This is a genomic window from Streptomyces sp. NPDC046931 (assembly GCF_040644655.1).
Classification (GTDB): domain Bacteria; phylum Actinomycetota; class Actinomycetes; order Streptomycetales; family Streptomycetaceae; genus Streptomyces.
Map to the genome: position 1 here is coordinate 277757 of NZ_JBEYWX010000007.1, position 19198 is coordinate 296954.

At 71.5% G+C, this 19198-nt stretch carries 17 protein-coding genes; 4 read left to right on the top strand and 13 right to left on the bottom strand.

What is annotated here, in order from left to right; all coding sequences use genetic code 11:
• Positions 1-11 precede the first annotated feature (11 nt).
• Positions 12-1421 (bottom strand): type I glutamate--ammonia ligase, encoded by a 1410-nt coding sequence (gene glnA, locus ABZ876_RS16510; protein ID WP_361780606.1) that lies wholly within the window; start codon positions 1419-1421, stop codon positions 12-14.
• A gap of 197 nt (positions 1422-1618) precedes the next feature.
• Between glnA and ABZ876_RS16515 the strand changes: the two genes are divergently transcribed.
• On the top strand, positions 1619-2089 hold the full coding sequence (locus tag ABZ876_RS16515; protein WP_361780609.1) for an RDD family protein: 471 nt from the start codon (positions 1619-1621) through the stop codon (positions 2087-2089).
• 183 nt (positions 2090-2272) lie between these two features.
• Here ABZ876_RS16515 and ABZ876_RS16520 read toward each other — a convergent pair whose 3' ends face one another.
• From ABZ876_RS16520 to lipB, 4 genes are all read right to left on the bottom strand, one after another.
• Positions 2273-2971, bottom strand: a complete 699-nt coding sequence (locus ABZ876_RS16520; protein ID WP_361780612.1) for a DUF4191 domain-containing protein — start codon at positions 2969-2971, stop codon at positions 2273-2275.
• Between the two features lie 118 nt (positions 2972-3089).
• A complete protein-coding gene (locus tag ABZ876_RS16525; RefSeq protein WP_361780615.1) occupies positions 3090-3290 on the bottom strand; it encodes a hypothetical protein in 201 nt (66 codons plus the stop codon).
• A 275-nt stretch (positions 3291-3565) separates the two neighbouring features.
• On the bottom strand, positions 3566-4531 hold the full coding sequence (lipA, locus tag ABZ876_RS16530; protein ID WP_361780618.1) for a lipoyl synthase: 966 nt from the start codon (positions 4529-4531) through the stop codon (positions 3566-3568).
• A gap of 125 nt (positions 4532-4656) precedes the next feature.
• Positions 4657-5454 carry a lipoyl(octanoyl) transferase LipB gene (gene lipB / locus ABZ876_RS16535; protein ID WP_361780621.1) on the bottom strand — a complete coding sequence of 266 codons (798 nt, stop codon included), beginning with the start codon at positions 5452-5454 and terminating at the stop codon, positions 4657-4659.
• Positions 5455-5750: 296 nt separating this feature from the next.
• Between lipB and ABZ876_RS16540 the strand changes: the two genes are divergently transcribed.
• On the top strand, positions 5751-7226 hold the full coding sequence (locus tag ABZ876_RS16540; protein ID WP_361780624.1) for a regulator: 1476 nt from the start codon (positions 5751-5753) through the stop codon (positions 7224-7226).
• Between the two features lie 3 nt (positions 7227-7229).
• On the opposite strand, the gene ABZ876_RS16545 is transcribed toward ABZ876_RS16540, so the two are convergent.
• On the bottom strand, positions 7230-8648 hold the full coding sequence (locus ABZ876_RS16545; RefSeq protein WP_361780627.1) for an NAD(P)/FAD-dependent oxidoreductase: 1419 nt from the start codon (positions 8646-8648) through the stop codon (positions 7230-7232).
• A gap of 208 nt (positions 8649-8856) precedes the next feature.
• Positions 8857-9759 carry a TIGR01777 family oxidoreductase gene (locus ABZ876_RS16550; RefSeq protein ID WP_361780630.1) on the bottom strand — a complete coding sequence of 301 codons (903 nt, stop codon included), beginning with the start codon at positions 9757-9759 and terminating at the stop codon, positions 8857-8859.
• 95 nt (positions 9760-9854) lie between these two features.
• Between ABZ876_RS16550 and ABZ876_RS16555 the strand changes: the two genes are divergently transcribed.
• Positions 9855-10343 (top strand): GNAT family N-acetyltransferase, encoded by a 489-nt coding sequence (locus ABZ876_RS16555; RefSeq protein WP_361780633.1) that lies wholly within the window; start codon positions 9855-9857, stop codon positions 10341-10343.
• 12 nt (positions 10344-10355) lie between these two features.
• Here ABZ876_RS16555 and ABZ876_RS16560 read toward each other — a convergent pair whose 3' ends face one another.
• Positions 10356-11549 carry a MarP family serine protease gene (locus ABZ876_RS16560; RefSeq protein ID WP_361780636.1) on the bottom strand — a complete coding sequence of 398 codons (1194 nt, stop codon included), beginning with the start codon at positions 11547-11549 and terminating at the stop codon, positions 10356-10358.
• A 187-nt stretch (positions 11550-11736) separates the two neighbouring features.
• Here ABZ876_RS16560 and ABZ876_RS16565 point away from each other — a divergent pair, with 187 nt between their 5' ends.
• Positions 11737-12540, top strand: coding sequence for a peptidoglycan recognition protein (locus tag ABZ876_RS16565; protein ID WP_361780639.1), 804 nt, complete (start codon positions 11737-11739; stop codon positions 12538-12540).
• Positions 12541-12584: 44 nt separating this feature from the next.
• Here ABZ876_RS16565 and ABZ876_RS16570 read toward each other — a convergent pair whose 3' ends face one another.
• The 5 genes from ABZ876_RS16570 to sucB form a co-directional block, all read right to left on the bottom strand.
• Entirely contained in the window at positions 12585-13103 is a 519-nt protein-coding gene (locus ABZ876_RS16570) for a DUF4240 domain-containing protein (protein WP_361780697.1), read from the bottom strand.
• A gap of 56 nt (positions 13104-13159) precedes the next feature.
• Positions 13160-14134, bottom strand: a complete 975-nt coding sequence (locus tag ABZ876_RS16575; protein WP_361780642.1) for a YafY family protein — start codon at positions 14132-14134, stop codon at positions 13160-13162.
• An 82-nt stretch (positions 14135-14216) separates the two neighbouring features.
• Positions 14217-16958 (bottom strand): pyruvate dehydrogenase (acetyl-transferring), homodimeric type, encoded by a 2742-nt coding sequence (gene aceE, locus ABZ876_RS16580; RefSeq protein WP_361780645.1) that lies wholly within the window; start codon positions 16956-16958, stop codon positions 14217-14219.
• A gap of 280 nt (positions 16959-17238) precedes the next feature.
• Positions 17239-17862, bottom strand: coding sequence for a GntR family transcriptional regulator (locus ABZ876_RS16585; protein ID WP_361780648.1), 624 nt, complete (start codon positions 17860-17862; stop codon positions 17239-17241).
• A 208-nt stretch (positions 17863-18070) separates the two neighbouring features.
• Positions 18071-19198 (bottom strand): 2-oxoglutarate dehydrogenase, E2 component, dihydrolipoamide succinyltransferase (gene sucB / locus ABZ876_RS16590; RefSeq protein ID WP_361780651.1); only part of this gene is annotated, 1128 nt, incomplete at its 5' end.

Genomic DNA, 19198 nt, shown 5'->3' on the forward strand with positions numbered 1-19198 from the left:
CTGGGGCGATATCACACGTCGAAGTAGAGCTCGAACTCGTGCGGGTGCGGACGCAGCTGGAGCGGAGCGATCTCGTTCGTGCGCTTGAAGTCGATCCACGTCTCGATCAGGTCGGCCGTGAAGACGTCGCCCTGGAGGAGGAACTCGTGGTCGGCCTCGAGGGAGTCGAGAACGGCCGGGAGCGAGGTCGGGACCTGCGGGACACCCGCGTGCTCCTCGGGGGCGAGCTCGTACAGGTCCTTGTCGATCGGCTCGGCCGGCTCGATCTTGTTCTTGATGCCGTCCAGGCCCGCGAGAAGCAGGGCCGAGAAGGCCAGGTACGGGTTGCCGGAGGAGTCCGGGGCGCGGAACTCGACGCGCTTGGCCTTCGGGTTCGAGCCGGTGATCGGGATACGCATGGCCGCGGAGCGGTTGCGCTGCGAGTACACCAGGTTGACCGGCGCCTCGAAGCCCGGCACCAGGCGGTGGTACGAGTTCACCGTCGGGTTGGTGAAGGCCAGCAGCGACGGGGCGTGCTTGAGGATGCCGCCGATGTAGTAGCGGGCGGTGTCCGACAGACCGGCGTAGCCCTGCTCGTCGTAGAACAGCGGGTCGCCGTTGCTCCACAGCGACTGGTGGACGTGCATGCCCGAGCCGTTGTCACCGAAGATCGGCTTCGGCATGAAGGTCGCGGTCTTGCCGTTGCGCCAGGCCACGTTCTTCACGATGTACTTGAAGAGCTGGAGGTCGTCGGCGGCGGCGAGCAGCGTGTTGAACTTGTAGTTGATCTCGGCCTGGCCGGCGGTGCCCACCTCGTGGTGCTGACGCTCGACCTTCAGACCGGCCTTCTCCAGCTCCAGGGAGATCTCGGCGCGCAGGTCGGCGAAGTGGTCGACCGGCGGGACCGGGAAGTAGCCGCCCTTGTAGCGGACCTTGTAGCCACGGTTGTCCTCGAGGGCGCCCGTGTTCCAGGCACCGGCCTCGGAGTCGATGTGGTAGAAGGACTCGTTCGCGGTGGTCGCGAAGCGGACGCTGTCGAAGACGTAGAACTCGGCCTCGGGACCGAAGAACGCCGTGTCGGCGATCCCGGTGGAGGCCAGGTAGGCCTCGGCCTTCTTCGCCACGTTGCGCGGGTCACGGGAGTACTGCTCGCCCGTGATCGGGTCGTGGATGAAGAAGTTGATGTTGAGCGTCTTGTCGCGGCGGAAGGGGTCGACCCGAGCGGTCGACAGGTCCGCGCGCAGCGCCATGTCGGACTCGTGAATGGCCTGGAAACCACGGATCGACGATCCGTCGAAGGCCAGCTCCTCATCCGGGTCGAACGCCTCAACGGGCACCGTGAAGTGCTGCATGACGCCCGGCAGGTCGCAGAAGCGGACGTCGATGAACTTGACGTCCTCGTCCGCGATGAACTTCTTGGCCTCGTCGGCGTTCTGGAACATCCAGCTCCTCCTACTCCCGACCGTCCGTGCCGGGGTGGTAGTTCCTCGTGCGGCCAGTGCGGTGGCACACGCTGTAGCCGACCATAAGGACGGGGGATTTCTCAGGCGTGACCCATTTGTTTCTCCCAGGTTAACCAGCCTGAGGCCGGGCGACCCCACCTCACCGCGCGCGAAATCGGGCGCAGTACCGTGGACGGGTGGACAACAGGCAAGCATTCGGCTCGTGGCTCTCCGGCCCCCGCGCGGCCATGGAAGAAGCCGGAGCGGACTTCGGGTACCGGGGAGAGCAGCTCGGTCTGCCGAAGGAGGGACCGGGCTCGGTCGCCGGCCCGGGCCGGCGCATCGGCGCGCTGGCCGTCGACTGGGGTCTGTGCGTGCTGATCGCATACGGTCTGATCACCGACGGCTACACCCCCCGGACCACGCCGAACTGGGCACTGCTCGTCTTCCTCGTGCTGAGCGTCCTGACGGTCGGTACGGTCGGCGTCACCCCCGGCAAGCGGCTCTTCGGCATTCGGGTGGTGGCCGTGGACACCGGCCGGGTGGCCCCCCTGCGCGCCCTCGCGCGCACGCTCCTGCTGTGCCTGGCGATCCCGGCCCTGATCTGGGACCGCGACACCCGCGGCCTCCACGACCGCCTGGCCAAGACGGTGGAGATCAGAATCTAGCCCCCGCCCACGCCCCCCGCCTCAGGGGCGCGGGGAACTGCGCGAACACCCCACCGACCACCCCGACCGACCCGCGCCCAGGACCCCTCCCGAGCCACCCCACCCCCAAAACAAGCGGGGCCCTCGAAGAACCGCACGGGTTCTTCAAGGGCCCCGAAAACCCGGGCGGGCCCAGCGGCAGCGTCACCGCTGGCGACCACCCCGCGGCATCCGCATCCCCTTCGGCAGCGGCCCCTTCGGCAGCGGCATGTTGCTCATCAGATCGCCCAGCGCCCGCAGCCGGTCATTGGTCGCGGTCACCTGCGGACCGGTCAGCACCCGCGGGAACTTCAGCATCGTCGTGCGGAGCTTCTTCAGCTCCACCTGGCCCTCGCCCGTGCCGACGACCAGATCGTGCACCGGCACGTCCGCGACGATCCGGGCCATCTTCTTCTTCTCGGCGGCCAGCAGGCTCTTGACCCGGTTGGGGTTGCCCTCGGCGACCAGCACGATGCCGGCCTTGCCCACCGCCCGGTGCACCACGTCCTGGCTGCGGTTCATCGCGACCGCCGGAGTGGTGGTCCAGCCACGGCCGATGTTGTCCAGAACCGCCGCGGCGGCGCCCGGCTGGCCTTCCATCTGGCCGAAAGCGGCGCGCTCGGCCCGGCGTCCGAAGACGATCGCCATCGCGAGGAAGGCGAGCAGGAAGCCGAGGATGCCGAGATAAACGGGGTGGTGGATCAAAAAACCGATCGCGAGGAAGACACCGAAAATGATGATTCCGACAGCCGCGAGTACAAGACCGATCTTGGGGTCGGCCTTGCTGGTCATCTTGTAGGTAAGGGCGATCTGCTTCAGTCGCCCGGCGTTCGCAGCGTCCGCTGCCGGTTCCTTCCTCGCCATGCCACGAAGTCTACGTGGCCCAGGGAGCGGCGACGACGGCAGTGCCGCGTGTGGGGGGAGCGGTGGGGACGCTCCGGGAGGGGAGGAGGAGGGGAGAGAGAAGGGAAGAGCGGTCGTCCTACGAGCGGGACGATGCCGCGGATTCGAACACGCGCTGCGCCTCGACGCGGGCCTTGGCGCGGCGGCGGTCCTCCAGGACGGAGGTCCAGGCGTTCTGGCGGGCGGTGCGCTGCCCGCCGCTCATGAGAAGCGCCTCGATGGCACGGAGTGCATCGGTGAACGACGGGATCGCGGTGGCGCGTACGGGCGCGGCCTGCATGGCGGAGGTTCCCCCTCGGGTCGGCGATTGGGCAGGGGCTGTACGTGGCGTGAGTCCAGCGTCACTGTTTGGTGTTACCAGGGCGTGACTGACCGGTCAAACGCCAATGAAGCCTTGATGCGGAGTCCCAAAAGCCTGACGCGGCCCTGACGGCGCCCCCATCTGCGGGGACGGTCGGGACCGCGTCAATCGGCCATTACGGCTCAGTAGTCGGTTGTGTGCGGGTTCACACGCGGGAACTGGCACGGGGTGCCGGCAGCATATGCGAACCGGTGTCAGACGGCCTGCGAAGCGATGTACGCGCCGCGCTTCTCGATCGCCATCCGGTAGAGCCGTCCGGCGCGGTACGAGGAGCGGACCAGCGGGCCGGACATGACACCGGAGAAGCCGATCTGTTCGGCCTCCTCCTTCAGCTCCACGAACTCCTGCGGCTTGACCCACCGCTCCACCGGGTGGTGGCGCACGCTCGGGCGCAGATACTGCGTGATGGTGACCAGCTCGCAGCCGGCGTCGTGCAGCTGGCGCAGCGCCTCGCTGACCTCCTCGCGGGTCTCGCCCATGCCGAGGATCAGGTTCGACTTGGTCACCAGGCCGTAGTCGCGAGCCTGGGTGATCACCCTCAGGGAGCGCTCGTAGCGGAAACCGGGACGGATGCGCTTGAAGATCCGCGGGACGGTCTCGACGTTGTGCGCGAAGACCTCCGGACGGGAGGAGAAGACCTCATCGAGCTGTTCGGGCACCGCGTTGAAGTCGGGGGCGAGAAGCTCGACCTTGGTGTGACCGCCCTCGCGGTCCGCCGTCTGCCGGTGGATCTCCCGGACCGTCTCGGCGTACAGCCAGGCGCCGCCGTCCTCGAGGTCGTCGCGGGCGACACCGGTGATCGTGGCGTAGTTCAGGTCCATGGTGACCACGGACTCGCCCACGCGGCGGGGCTCGTCGCGGTCGAGCGCCTCGGGCTTGCCGGTGTCGATCTGGCAGAAGTCACAGCGCCGGGTGCACTGGTCGCCGCCGATGAGGAAGGTGGCCTCGCGGTCCTCCCAGCATTCGTAGATGTTGGGGCAGCCCGCTTCCTGGCAGACCGTGTGCAGGCCCTCGCTCTTCACGAGGTTCTGCATCTTCGTGTACTCGGGACCCATTTTCGCCCGGGTCTTGATCCACTCGGGCTTGCGCTCGATGGGGGTCTGGCTGTTGCGGACCTCCAGGCGCAGCATCTTGCGTCCGTCGGGTGCGACTGCGGACACGTCGGCTCCCTGCCTGTCTGCGTAGACTTTCGATTCTTCGGCGTACACAGCGTACGCCCGTGATGTATGGGCCCCCGTGTGTGGGCCAACCACGGGCAGCGGGGGTGCATTCCCCCGCTCGGCCGCTACACCGACGTCCGCTCGATCTCCCGCGGCTTCAGGTCGGCGTTCTCCAGGACGTCCTTCAGGTGCCGTTCGACCACCGGCAGCACCTCGCCGACGGTCACGTCCCGCCCCAGCTCGTTCGCCAGGGAGGTGACGCCCGCGTCCCGGATGCCGCACGGGATGATCCGGTCGAACCAGATGTTGTCGGGGTTCACGTTGAGCGCGAAGCCGTGCATCGTGACGCCCTTGGCGACCCGGATGCCGATCGCCGCGATCTTGCGGTCCTCCCGGCGCTGGCCGGCGTTGGAAGGCGCGTACTCCGGGCCGTTGAGCCGCGGGTCGAACTCCTCGTCGGTCAGACGCGGGTCGAAGTCCAGGGAGAGACCGCCGAGGGACGGGCGCTGTTCCACCGGGTCGCCGAGCACCCAGACGCCGCTGCGGCCCTCGACCCGGGTCGTCTCCAGGCCGAACTCCGCACAGGAGCGGATGAGGGCCTCCTCCAGACGGCGCACATGGGCGACGACGTCGACCGGGCGCGGGAGCTTCTGGATCGGGTAGCCCACCAGCTGGCCGGGGCCATGCCAGGTGATCTTGCCGCCGCGGTCCACGTCGATGACCGGCGTGCCGTCCAGGGGGCGCTCGTCGGGCGCCGTGCGCCGGCCCGCCGTGTAGACCGGCGGGTGCTCGAGGAGCAGGCAGGTGTCGGGGATCTCCTCCGCGAAGCGGGCGGCATGCACCCGGCGCTGTTCGTCCCACGCCTCCTGGTACTCGACGGCATCGGCCCCGAACCCCATACGGACGAACCGCAACTCACTCACGGCAAGCGCCTCCCTAGAAGCTTCGTAAGGCGCGACGGACGCCCACGCCACTGTACGTCCGACCGGGTGACGGTGGGGCCGGGTGCCCCGTCAGCCGGACCGGGCAATCCTCACACGATCGGATGAATGCATATCGAAGACTGCGATCACCCGCTCACTCTCCGCTACATTCGCGCCGTCCACGAGGCCATGAGGGCTGCTCACCAAGGCGATACGGGTACCGCGGCGACCCGGGGAGGCGCACATGCCTCCCCGGGCCGGTGGCGGTGCCCGGAAGGCAGGAGACCGCACCGCAGATGACGGAACGACCCGCGCAGCGCACCCCCAACCGACAGCTCGCCGCGCTCATCGCAGAAGCGGGGTTCTCCAACGCCGGTCTCGCCCGTCGCGTCGACCAGCTGGGTCTCGAACACGGGCTCGATCTCAGATACGACAAGACATCCGTGACCCGATGGCTGCGCGGGCAGCAGCCGCGCGGCACCACGCCCGCGCTCATCGCCGAGGTGTTCACCCGGCGGCTCGGACGCCGGCTCACCGCGCAGGACCTCGGGCTGGACGCCTGCGCCCCGGTGTACGCGGGCCTGGAGTTCGCCGCCACCCCGGAGGAGGCCGTGGACATCGTCAGCGGTCTGTGGCGCAAGGACTCCGGCAGCCATGCCGAGCTGCGCAAGATCGCGTTCACCCCGGCCGGGCTGGTGGTGCCCAGCCGGGACTGGCTGATCGGGCGGGCCGACGACAGGGTGAGCCGCGGCGAGACGATCGCCCGCGTCCCCGCCCAGGGCCGTCCCGCGTCCCCCAAGTTCTCCACCGCACCCGAACCGGGGGGCGCCTCGTCGCGGCAGCGCAGCCAGTCCGAGCGCGGACCGGGCCAGAAGGTCACCGGCGGGGACATCGCCGCGCTCCGGTCGGTGGGCGAGCTGTTCCGGGCCCTCGACCACGCGTACGGCGGGGGACACGCCCGCCAGGCGCTCGTGCGCTACCTGGAGCACGAGGCCGAGCCGATGCTCCGCGGCACCTACGGCGAGCAGACCGGCCGCCGGCTGTTCGCCGCGGCCGCCGACCTCACCCGGCTCGCCGGCTGGACGTCGTACGACATCGGCGCCCACGGTCTCGCCCAGCGCTACTTCGTCCAGGCGCTGCGGCTGGCCCAGGCGGCCGGGGACCGCCTCTACGGGGCCTATGTCCTGATCACCATGAGCCGGCAGGCCGTCTATCTCGGTCATGGGCGCGAGGCCGTGCAGCTGGCGCGCGTGGCCCAGCAGGGCGTGGGCACCTCGCCGCCGCCCGCCGTCCAGGCGCTGCTGCACGCCGTGGAGGCGCGCGGCCACGGTGTGCTCGGCGAGGTACGGGCGTGCACGGCCTCGCTGGTGCGGGCCGAGCGCGCGCTGGAGTCCGCCCGGCCGGGCGACGACGCCCCCCACTGGGCGCGGTTCTTCGACGAGGCGCAGCTCGCCGACGAGTTCGGGCACTGCCACCGGGACCTCCAGCAGTACCGGGCCGCGGTCCAGCACGCCGAACGCTCGCTCCAGCTGCGGGCGCCCGGCTACGCCCGCAGCAGGCTGTTCTGCCGGGTCGTGCTCGCCTCGGCACGGCTCGGCCTCGGCGAGCTGGACCTGGCCTGCCAGCTCGCGGCCGAGGCCGCCGGGCAGGCGTCGGAGATGCGGTCGGTGCGGGCGGTGGAGTACGTACGGGACTTCGAGCGCCGACTGGAGCCGTACCGGGACGCGGCACCCGTGCGCGGCTACCGCGACAAGGTGGCCGCGCTGGGCTGAGCCTCAGGCCGCCGTGGGCAGCGGGTCCGCGAGGCGGGTCGGGCCAGCGCCCAGGTCGGCCAGGACGGCGGACGCGGCCCGGCGGCCCGAGTGCAGCGCGCCCTGGACCGTACTGGTGTCCCGGTGGTCGCCGCACACATACAGCCCGGCCAGCAGCCGCACCGGCCGGCGGAGATCGTGCGGCGGCCGCATCGCCGGCACGGCCCGCGCGGTGTGGTGTACGGCGAGCGTCTCCCAGCGCGTGGTCGAGGTGCCGTACAGCCACGCCAGATGGGCCCTTACGGCACCGTCGACATCGTCGGGGGGCGTGCCGAGGACCGTGGAGGAGACCAGGGCGCGGCCCGCGGGTGCCCGGGACGGGTCCACCAGGCTCACGACCGCCGTGTGCGCCACCGGGCCGTCGCGGTCCGCGTCGAGCAGCAGCGAGGCACCCGTCCCCGGCGGCTCCTCCATGGTGTGGTGGACGACGGTGACGGGGTGGAAGTCCGGCACGCGCAGTCCCGGCAGCAGCTCGGCGGCGGCGGACGCGTCGGTGGCCAGCAGGACGGCGTGGCACCGCAGTTCACCGTGTTCCGCGGTGGTCACCGACGTCGTGGAGATGGAGGTGGCACGCACCCCGGTGTGCACGGTGCCCGGCGGCAGCGCCCGGGCCAGCAGCTCGGGCAGGACCTCCGCGCCGCCCTCCGGCATGCACAGCCGGCCGCTCGCGAAGGCACGCAGAGCGAGATCGGCACAGCGGCTCGACGTGGTCAGCTCCGGGTCGCACAACAGGGCGGCCAGCAGGGGGCGGAGAAAGCCGTCGACGGTCCGGGCGGGGATCCCGCGTGCCGCGAGGGCGTGCCCGGTGGCCGACTCGGGCCGGGCCAGCAGCCGTTCCATCGGGGTCGAGGCGATCCGCGCCAGTGCCGCACCCAGCCGGGCCTGGTCCATGGCACTGCCCAGCGGGGTGGCCGGCCGCGACCCGGTCCCGCGGGATCCCGTCGCCAGCGACCGGGCGGTGCGCGCCAGGCCCGAGCCGCTCACCGGCCAGGGCGCGGACGCCGTACGAGGAGCGGTTGCGAGGGCGCGTACGGCGCTCAGCGCCGTCCGTGCGCCCCCTGCGCCCCCGCCCGCCGGTGCGGCACCCGCACGGTGGTGGCGCCCCTCGCTGTGCACCAGGACACCCGGCGCGAAGGGGCGCAGGACGAGGGTTTCGAGCCCCGGGGTCCGGCGCAGTTCGGGGTACGCGGTGGACAGGAACTGTCCGATCCGGTCGAGCCGGAAGCCGTCGACCTTCTCGGTCGACATGCGCCCGCCGACGTAAGGGGCGGCCTCCAGGACCGCAGTCGTGACTCCTGCGCTGGTCAGCCGGTGGGCCGCCGCGAGGCCGGCGAGCCCGGCCCCCACGATGACGACGTCCGCCTGATACACGGGCTGTAGCACGTGCCCCTCCTCGAGGTTGTGCGGCCGGTGGAGACGTCATGCCCCCAACAGGCTGGAGAAATACCCGAGTTCGGATCGAGCGTAGGTCCGTGAACGGTCAGGTGAAGTCGCGCATCAACAGAGCACGGTCGCACAGCGGTCGCATACGGGCGGAAGCGGCCATCCCGTGTCTCCCGCTCCCCGCCGGGCACCACGGCCACCCTGCCCCCTACCGCTCCAGCGCGGCCCGCAGTGCCTCCTCGATCCCCGGGAACGCGAAGGAGAACCCGGACTCCAGCAGCCGCTTCGGCACCACCCGCGCACTTCCGAGCACGTCCCCGGACATCTCACCGAGCGCCACCCGCAGGGCCGGCGCGGGCACCGGGAACAGCGTCGGCCGACGTAGCACCCGCCCCATCGCCTCGGTGATCTCACGGTTCGTCAACGGCTGCGGAGCCGTCAGATTGAAGGGCCCCGTCAGGTCCTCACGGCCGATCAGATGGCGCAGCGCCGCCACCTCGTCGTGCAGCGCGATGTACGACCAGTACTGGCTCCCGTTCCCCATGCGCCCGCCGAGCCCCGCCCGGAAGAGCGGGAACAGCCGCCCCCAGGCCCCGCCCCCACGGGCCACCACCAGACCCGTCCGCGCGAACACCGTCCGTACACCCGCCTCCTGAGCCGGGGCCGCGGCTTCCTCCCACTCCACGCACAGCGAGGGCAGGAAGCCGTCGCCGGGCGGTGCCTGCTCGTCGACCACCCGGTCCCCCGTGTCGCCGTAGAAGCCGATCGCGCTGCCGCTCACGAACACACGCGGAGGGTCGGGCAGAGAGGCGACCGCCTCCGCGAGCGCCGCCGTGCCCAGCACCCGGCTGTCGCGGACCGTCTTCTTGTACGCGTCCGTCCACCGGCGGTCACCGATACCGGCCCCGGCGAGGTTCACCACGGCGTCGCACCCGACGAGCCCCGCCGCGTCGATGTACTGCCCCTCGGGGTCCCAGCAGACCTCGCCCTCGCCCCGGGCCGCGCGCCGCACCAGACGCACGACCTCGTGGCCGTCCGCGGTCAGCGATCGCACGAGGGCGCTGCCGATCAGACCGGACGCACCGGCCACGGCGATTCGGGAACGTTCCATGGGCCCATCCTGCCCCGTGGGCCCCGCCCGACCCGCCCGGCGGCCCCGGAAAATCCCCGGACGGGCTCTCGTGTCCCGGCCGTACAGTGAGCCCCATGCCCGTTCCGTACATACGCCTCGCCACATCCCACGACGAGGACGCCCTCGGCCGCCTCGACCGGGCCACCTGGTCTTTGCTGCACTCCGTACAGCCGCGTCCCGAGCCGCCGTACGAGCCTTTCTTCACCGAGCGGTTCGGGCCGCGGGACCACCTCGTCGCCGAACTCGCCGGCGCCGTCGTCGGCTTCCTCCGGCTCGGCTTCCCGACACCGCTGGAGTGCAACGCGCACGTCCGGCAGATCCAGGGGCTCGCCGTCGCCGACGAGGCCCGCGGCGCGGGGGTCGGCCGGGCCTTGCTGCGGGCCGCTCAGGCGGAGGCGAGGCGGCGGGGAGCGCGGCGCCTCACCCTGCGCGTCCTCGGACACAACACCCCGGCCCGCACGCTCTACGAGTCCGAGGGGTTCGTGGTGGAGGGCATCCTGCCCGAGGAGTTCCTGCTGGACGGGACGTACGTCGACGACGTGCTCATGGGCCGGTTCCTGTGAGCCGGGTGAGGCTCACGAGGTGACGAGGTCGCCCGTGTCCACCGGCGCCGTGGCGTGCGCCGCGCGTCCGGCGTCGCCCGCGACCTCGTCCGCCGTCAGCACGTACCCCGTCTCCGGGTCCGAGGTGGAGCGGGCGAAGACGACGCCGTAGACCTGGCCGTCCGTGGTGAGCAGCGGACCACCGGAGTTGCCGGGCAGCACGGTGGAGCGGATCGAGTAGATCTCCCGGGTGACGGTGTCCGTGCTGTAGATGTTCTGGCCCGTGGCATGGATCCGGCTCGCGACGGTGGCGGCCCGCAGTGTCAGATCGCCGTCCTCGGGATAGCCAGCGACCACGGCCGCGTCGCCGCGCTTGGCCTCGCCGTCGAAGCGCAGCACGGGCGCGCGCAGATCCGGCACATACAGCACGGCCACGTCCCGGTCCGGGTCGAAGAGCACCACCCGGGCCGCGTACGAGGGGCCCACGCCGCCGACGCGGACCGTCGGGTCGTCGATGCCCGCCACCACGTGGGCGTTGGTCATGACATGCCGAGTCGCGTACACGAAGCCGCTGCCCTCACGGCCCTGGGTGCCCGAGGCGCCCTCGATCTTCACCGTGCTGAGCTTGGCGGCGTTCGTCGCGCTCGCCGTGACGCTGTCCCCCGAGGGCTTGGCCACCCCGGCCGTCGGTTCGTTCTCGAACGGGTTGAAGACCTGCGGGAAGCCGGCCTGGGAGAGCGCGGTCGTGGCGCGCGAGAACCAGGCCGGGGTGGTGTCCGGCATCGCCTTCTGCACGGTGCCCAGCAGCCGCGACTCCCGGATCGCCTCCGTGACCATCGGGGAGGAGGAGGCCCCGAGCACGCTCGCGGCCACCCACGCCACGATCAGCACGGCCAGCGTGTTGGCCGCCGCCCCGCCGATCCCGTCCGCCACCCGCAGCGGACCCCGGCCGGCCCGGTCCAGCTCGCGCCGCAGCTTCAGCGCTAGGCGTCCCGCCAGCTCGTGGCCCACCACCGCCGGGACCAGCACGGTGAACACCGCGGTCACCGTCGCCCCCGTCGTCCCGCGCGTCACCAGGTTCATCACCCACGGCAGGATCCACACACCGACGACGGCCCCGCCCACGAAGCCGGCCAGGGAGACACAGCCGGCCACCAGTCCGCGCCGGTAGCCGGACGCCGCGTAGGCCAGGATGACCAGCATCAGCAGGATGTCGAGCAGGTCCACGAAGCCGCCTTTCTCTAGGACCCCTTAGTACGCGCCGCAGGGGTCCAGTGATCAGCCACACGCGCGGGGGGCCGGGGAAGACGGCCGCACGCGTCGACCAGTAGAAACGTCCTGGACCGGGACAATGGTTCCGCCAGGTGGCACAGCGCACATCGCGGATGCACGGGGACCGGCCGACAGTGGGTTCATGTGTGTCGTGCCAAGAGCCATGCCGATCCGGCCACGGTGTGTACGGCTCCCGGGGACCGCCCTGCTGCTGCTCGGCTGTCTGCCCGGGTTCGCCTCCTCCTTCGCGCTGATGACCTGCGCGTCCCGCGTCGAACGGACGGTGACGGTCCGTCCCGCGCACGCGGTGGAGGCCCGCTCGGCCGTGCTGCATTCGGCGCCCAGGCCGCGCATCGTGCCGCGGTCGGCCTGGTCGCACGGGGGCGTGACGCACCGGCCGCCGCCGCGCTACGACGACAAGGTCATCGCGGTGTTCGTGCACCACACCGACTCGCCCAACCGTTACGCCTGCGCCGACGTGCCGCGCATCATCAGGGCGCTGTACGCGGGCCAGATCGGCTACCGCCGCTGGGACGACATCGGCTACAACTTCCTCGTCGACCGCTGCGGCAGGATCTACGAGGGCCGGGCGGGCGGCGTCGAACGTCCCGTCACCGGTGCCCACACCCAGGGCTTCAACCACCGCACCGCGGGCATCGCCGCGATCGGAACCTTCACGGCGGGCGTACCTGTGCCCCGGGCCATGACCAACGCGATCGCGGCCCTGGCCGCATGGAAGCTGGGACTCGCGGACATCGACCCGCGCACCAGGGTGCGGCTCGTCTCCAGCAACGGCAAGAGCCGTTACCGGCAGGGCGTCACCGTCCTGCTGCCCGCCCTGGCGGGTCACCGGGACGGCTACGCGACCAGCTGTCCCGGCGCGGCCCTCAGCGCCATGCTCCCGGCGATCAGGCAACGGGCGGCGCATCTCCAGGGCAGGCGGTGACCGAAGCGGGACTGTGGGCGCCGGCAGCCGGACCGGGAGCCGCGTCAGTCCTTGAAGCGTTCCCACAGCCTGGGGTAGCGCTCGGCGAGCACGGACTCGTCCTCCAGGTCGAACGGTGTTCCCTCCGGCTCGGAGGCCGTGGGCGCGATGCCCAGGTCGGGCGCCACGGTCCCGGTCAGCTGCTCGTACGCCTCGTCCGCGGCGTAGCCCAGCTCCTCGCCGTCCCCGTCGACCTCCTCGTCGAAGTCGCCCAGAAGGCCGGCGAGCGAGTCGGGGTCGTGCAGGGCTCCCTCGAAGACCTCCCGGCCCTGGCCGATCAGCCAGCACCGGAAGAAGTCGAACGCGTCGTCGCTCGCCCCGTCGAGCAGCACCCAGGCGGCGCCCCACAGGTCCCAGCGGTAGGAGCGGTTGTAGCGGCCCTCGAAGTGGCGGGCGAAGTCCAGCACGGTGTCCGGATCCAGCCGGAGCAGCCGTTCGACCAGATGGTCGGCCTGCTCGTCGGGGTCGCCCCCGGCGGCCTCGCGGCTCGCGTCCACCAGCTCCCAGAACTCCGTCTCGTCCATCACGGGACCAGCATCGGCCCTCGGCGGGTGGGGCGCACGCGGAGTACGGCGGAACGTCACGGGCCGTAGAGCCGGGTGAGCCGCAGTGCGTCCCGTGCGAAACGGGCGCGCAGTTCCCGCGGTGCCAGTACCTCGACCTCCGGCCCCAGCGCCCTCAGTTGCGCGTGCGCGACCTCCTCGGACTCCACCGGCAGGGTCACCGTCACCCATCCCTGCCCGTCCGGGGCGCCCACAGCCGCCAGCGCCGCGCGGGCCGACGCGGGATCCACGGCGTGGGGCAGCCTGCGCACGCCCTCCCCGGACAGCCGCACCACGACCTCGGCGCGCAGCAGGGACCCCGCGAACTGCTCGGCCCGCTCCGCCCAGAAGGCGGGCAGATCGAACTCCTCGTCCCGCGTGAACCGCTCCCCGCCGAAGGCCACGGCCGTGAACCGGTCGATGCGGTACACCCGGAAGGCCCCGGCCGCCGCCACCCGCGCGCACAGGTACCAGACACCCGCCTTGAGCACGAGCCCGTACGGCTCCAGCTCCCGCTTCACCTCGTCCGTGCCCCGCCGGTACCCCGCGGTGATCCGGCGGTCGTCCCAGACCGCGTCCGCGACCCGGGGCAGCAGCGGCGGGGCTTCCGGCTCCGTGAACCAGGCCGGTGCGTCCAGATGAAAGCGCTGCGCCGCCGTACGGGAGGCGTCGCGCAGCGAGGGCAGCAGAGCGGCGGACACCTTGAGCCGGGCCGCGGAGGCCGCGTCCTCGAGGCCCATCTCGCGCAGCGCCCCCGGCACCCCGCTGAGGAACAGCGCCTCCGCCTCGCCGCGCCCGAGCCCGGTCAGCCGGGTGCGGTAGCCGCCGACGAGCCGGTAGCCCCCGGCCCGCCCGCGCTCGGCGTACACCGGGACCCCCGCCTCGGACAGCGCCTGCGCGTCCCGGGTGACGGTCCGCTCGGACACCTCCAGCTCACGGGCCAGCTCGGCCGCGGTCATCGATGTCCGGGACTGGAGCAGCAGCACCATCTTGATCAGGCGAGCGGCACGCATGGGGCCATCATGCCCCCGGCCGCCGACAGCGAAGGGGCACGGCGGCCGCCGTACCCCTTCACCCTCACCGCGTCACGGGCCCTTACAGGCCGTACTTCTCCCGGGCCTCCTTGACGGCCGTCGACTCGACCTCGCCGCGCCGGGCGAGCTGGGCGAGGGCCGCCACCACGATCGACGGGGCGTCGACGCCGAAGTGGCGGCGGGCGGCCTCACGGGTGTCCGAGAGACCGAAGCCGTCGGCGCCCAGCGAGGAGTAGTCCTGCTCCACCCACTGCGCGATCTGGTCCGGCACCTGGCGCATGTAGTCGGACACCGCGAGGACCGGGCCCTCGGCGCCCTGGAGCGCCTGCCGGATGTACGGCACCCGCTCCTCGCCCCGCAGCAGCGCCGCGTCCGCCTCCATGGCGTCCCGGCGCAGCTCGCCCCAGGACGTCGCAGACCACACATCGGCCGCGACGCCCCAGTCCTCGGCGAGCAGCTTCTGCGCCTGAAGCGCCCAGTGGATCGCGGTGCCGGAGCCCAGCAGCTGGATGCGCGGGGCGACGGGAGTGCCTCCCTGCTCGAGCGAAGTCGAGAGCTCGCGGGACACGGGGGACAGGCCCGCCGACTCCGCGGTGTTGAAGCGGTACAGGCCCTTGACGATGCCCTCGTCGATACCGAGGCCGGACGGCTTCGCCGGCTGCGGCAGCGGCTCGTTGTAGACGGTGAGGTAGTAGAAGACGTTCGGGTCCTCGCCCGGCGCCGTCTCGCCGTACATACGGCGCAGACCGTCCTTGACGATCACGGCGATCTCGTACGCGAAGGCCGGGTCGTAGGTCAGCGCGGCCGGGTTGGTGGCCGCGATCACCGGGGAGTGGCCGTCGGCGTGCTGGAGGCCCTCGCCCGTCAGCGTCGTACGGCCCGCGGTGGCGCCGACCAGGAAGCCACGGCCCAGCTGGTCGGCGAGCTGCCACATCTGGTCGGCGGTGCGCTGCCAGCCGAACATCGAGTAGAAGATGTAGAAGGGGATCATCGCCTCGCCGTGCGTGGCGTACGCGGTCGATGCGGCGATGAAGTCGGCCATCGAACCGGCCTCGGTGATCCCCTCGTTGAGGATCTGGCCGTTCTTGGCCTCCTTGTAGTACATCAGCTGGTCACGGTCGACCGGCTCGTACGTCTGGCCCTTCGGCGAGTAGATGCCGAGGGACGGGAAGAGCGACTCCATGCCGAAGGTGCGCGCCTCGTCCGGGACGATGGGCACCCAGCGCCGGCCCGTCTCCTTGTCCCGGACCAGGTCCTTGACCAGGCGGACGAACGCCATGGTGGTCGCCACGTTCTGGGAGCCGGAGCCCTTGTCGAAGGACGCGAACGACTTCTCGGCCGGGGCGGGCAGCGGCGCGAGGGAGTGGACGCGGCGGGCCGGGGCGGGACCGCCGAGGGCCGCGCGGCGCTCCTGGAGGTAGCGGACCTCGGGGGAGTCGGCGCCCGGATGGCCGTAGGGCACCACGCCGTCGGCGAACCGCGCGTCGGAGATCGGCAGCTCCAGCAGGTCGCGCATCGCCTTGAACTCGTCCACCGTCAGCTTCTTCATCTGGTGGTTGGCGTTCTTCGACGCGAAGCCCGTGCCGAGGGTGTGCCCCTTGACCGTCTGGGCCAGGATCACCGTGGGAGCGCCCTTGTGCTCCACGGCGGCCTTGTACGCGGCGTACACCTTGCGCGGCTCGTGACCGCCGCGCGAGAAGTGGAAGCAGTCGAGGATCTTGTCGTCGGTCAGCAGCTTCGCCATCTCGACGAGCGCCGGGTCCTTGCCGAAGAAGTCCTGGCGGATGTAGGCGGCGTCGCGGGTCTGGTACGTCTGGACCTGCGCGTCCGGTACCTCACGCAGCCGGCGGACGAGCGCGCCCGTGGTGTCGAGGGCGAACAGCTCGTCCCAGGCGCTGCCCCAGAGCGTCTTGACGACGTTCCAGCCGGCACCACGGAACTGGGCCTCCAGCTCCTGCACGATCTTGAAGTTGGCGCGGACCGGGCCGTCGAGGCGCTGAAGGTTGCAGTTGATGACGAAGGTGAGGTTGTCCAGCTCCTCACGGGCGGCGAGCGCGAGTGCGGCCGTCGACTCCGGTTCGTCCATCTCGCCGTCGCCGAGGAAGGCCCAGACGTGGGACGCCGAGACGTCCTTGATGCCGCGGTTGGTCAGATAGCGGTTGAAGCGCGCCTGGTAGATCGCCGACAGCGGGCCGAGACCCATGGAGACGGTGGGGAACTCCCACAGCCAGGGCAGACGGCGCGGGTGCGGGTAGGAGGGCAGACCGTTGCCGCCGGACTCCTGGCGGAAGTTGTCGAGGTGGTGCTCGTTCAGGCGGCCGTCGAGGAAGGCACGGGCGTAGATGCCGGGGGAGGCGTGACCCTGGATGTACAGCTGGTCACCCGAACCGTCGCCCTCCTTGCCCTTGAAGAAGTGGTTGAAGCCGGTCTCGTAGAGCCAGGCGGCGGAGGCGAAGGTGGCGATGTGGCCGCCGACGCCGTACTTGCTGCCGCGGGTCACCATCGCGGCCGCGTTCCAGCGGTTCCAGGCGGCGATCCGGGCCTCCATCGCCTCGTCACCGGGCACGGACGGCTCGACGGCGGTCGGGATGGTGTTGACGTAGTCGGTCTCGAGAAGCTTCGGCAGCGCGATGCCGGCGCCCTCGGCGCGCTCCAGCGTGCGGCGCATCAGGTACGCGGCACGGTGCGGTCCGGCCGCCTCGGCGACGGCGTCCAGGGAGGCCTGCCATTCGGCGGTCTCCTCCGGGTCGCGGTCCGGGAGCTGGTCGAGCTCGCTCGGCTGGATGGCGTTGGGGTCGGTCATGTCGCCGCCTTCCTCAGTCGAAGGGGGTGCCCTCATCGGTAAGGGCCGGGGGTTGCCCTTGGTCTTTGGCAGGACAGGGCAGCGGACTTCGGTGGAAGTCCGTCGGCGACTGTAACCCGCTGATCGATGATCGATCAAAGGGGTGAAGGCCAAAAACTCTTGATTTCGAGAAAGTCGGCACGGGGTGCCTCCGGTGGAGACACCGAGTGTCGGTCCAAACCTGGATCTCCGCAGGTGGCGTGCGTCTGAGCGGGGGGCTGCTCCGGTGCTCGGGACGTCCCTACGCCCGCGGGGCGCACCCGAGGACATGCGCCTTCACGATCTCCGCGATCCGGGGGTCGCGCCTCTGGAACGCGGCCACCAGCTCCTCGTGCTCCTCCGCGTACGACTGCTGCACCGTCCCCAGCCAGCGGATCGACAGGGCCGTGAACACCTCGATGCCCAGACCCTCCCAGGTGTGCAGCAGCACCGAGTTGCCGGCCGCCCGCACCAGCTCCCGGTGGAACGCCACCGTGTGCCGCACCTGGCCCGTCCCGTCCGACCTGCGGTCCGCCTCGTAGAGCGCCGAGACGTGGGGCTCCAGGGCCGAGCAGTCCTCCGCCAGCCGCTCCGCCGCCAGCTCCGCCGCGATGGCCTCCAGACCGGCACGGACCGGGTAGCTCTCCTCCAGATCGGCGGCCGTTAGATTCCGCACCCGCACGCCCTTGTTGGGCGCGGACTCGATCAGCCGCAGCGACTCCAGCTCGCGCAGCGCCTCCCGGACCGGCGTCTGACTGACCTCCAGCTCCGTGGCGATCCGCCGCTCCACGATCCGCTCGCCCGGCTTCCAGCGCCCGCTGACGATCCCCTCCACGATGTGCTCGCGGATCTGCTCGCGCAGCGAGTGGACGACGGGCGCGGTCATGAGGGGCTCCTTCAGTGGGGGCCCACCGGCCCCTGGGGCGTTCGACGTTTAGACAATACGGCCGCAGGCCCGTGCGGGAAGGGCGCACGGGGGCGCTTTCTCGCAGGTGAGACGAGGCTTACACACCGCGGGGACCGACAAACGCGGCGCCCCCGCCCGGAAGGTCCCGGACGGGGGCGCCGTAGCGGTCGGTCACCATGTCGGTGGCTCAGAGGCCCAGCTCGACCTCGAACTCGCCCGCCTCCAGGATCGCCTTGACCGCCGTCAGGTAACGGGCCGCGTCGGCGCCGTCCACCAGACGGTGGTCGTAGGAGAGGGTCAGGTAGGTCATGTCACGGACGCCGATGACCGTGCCCTCCTCCGTCTCGATGACGGCCGGGCGCTTGACCGTGGCGCCGATGCCGAGGATCGCGACCTGGCCCGGCGGCACGATGATCGTGTCGAAGAGCGCACCGCGCGAACCGGTGTTGGAGACGGTGAACGTCGCGCCGGACAGCTCGTCGGGCGTGATCTTGTTGGCGCGGACCTTGCCCGCGAGCTCCGCCGTGGCCTTGGCGATGCCGGCGATGTTGAGGTCGCCCGCGTGCTTGATGACCGGGGTCATCAGGCCCTTCTCGGAGTCCACCGCGATACCGATGTTCTCGGAGTCGAAGTAGGTGATTGTGCCCTCGGCCTCGTTGATCTTGGCGTTGATGACCGGGTGGGCCTTCAGCGCCTGCGCCGCCGCCTTCACGAAGAACGGCATCGGGGAGAGCTTGACACCCTCGCGGGCCGAGAACGCGTCCTTGGCCTGGGCGCGCAGACGCATCAGGCGGGTCACGTCGACCTCGACCACCGAGGACAGCTGGGCCTGCTCGTGCAGGGCCTTGACCATGTTGTCGCCGATGACCTTGCGGATCCGCGGCATCTTGACGGTCTGGCCGCGCAGCGGGGAGACCTCGAGGGCCGGGGCCTTCTTGGCGGCCGGGGCCGCTGCGGCCGGAGCCGGGGCGGCAGCGGCGGCCTTGGCGGCCTCGGCGGCGGCCAGGACGTCCTGCTTGCGGATGCGGCCGCCGACGCCGGTGCCCTTGACGGTGGACAGGTCGACGCCGTTCTCGGCGGCGAGCTTGCGCACCAGCGGGGTCACGTAGGCGCCCTCGTCGGTCGGCTGGGCGGCGGCCGGAGCGGCCGGAGCCGGGGTGACCGGAGCGGGCGCGGCGGGCGCCGGAGCCGGGGCGGCAGCGGCGGGTGCCGGAGCCGGGGCGGCGGGAGCCGGGGCCGACGCGCAGGGCAAGGGCGTCAAGCCGCCGCAGGAGACGCGGCAGTCCAAGCACCGCCCCGAGGGCACGCCGAAGAC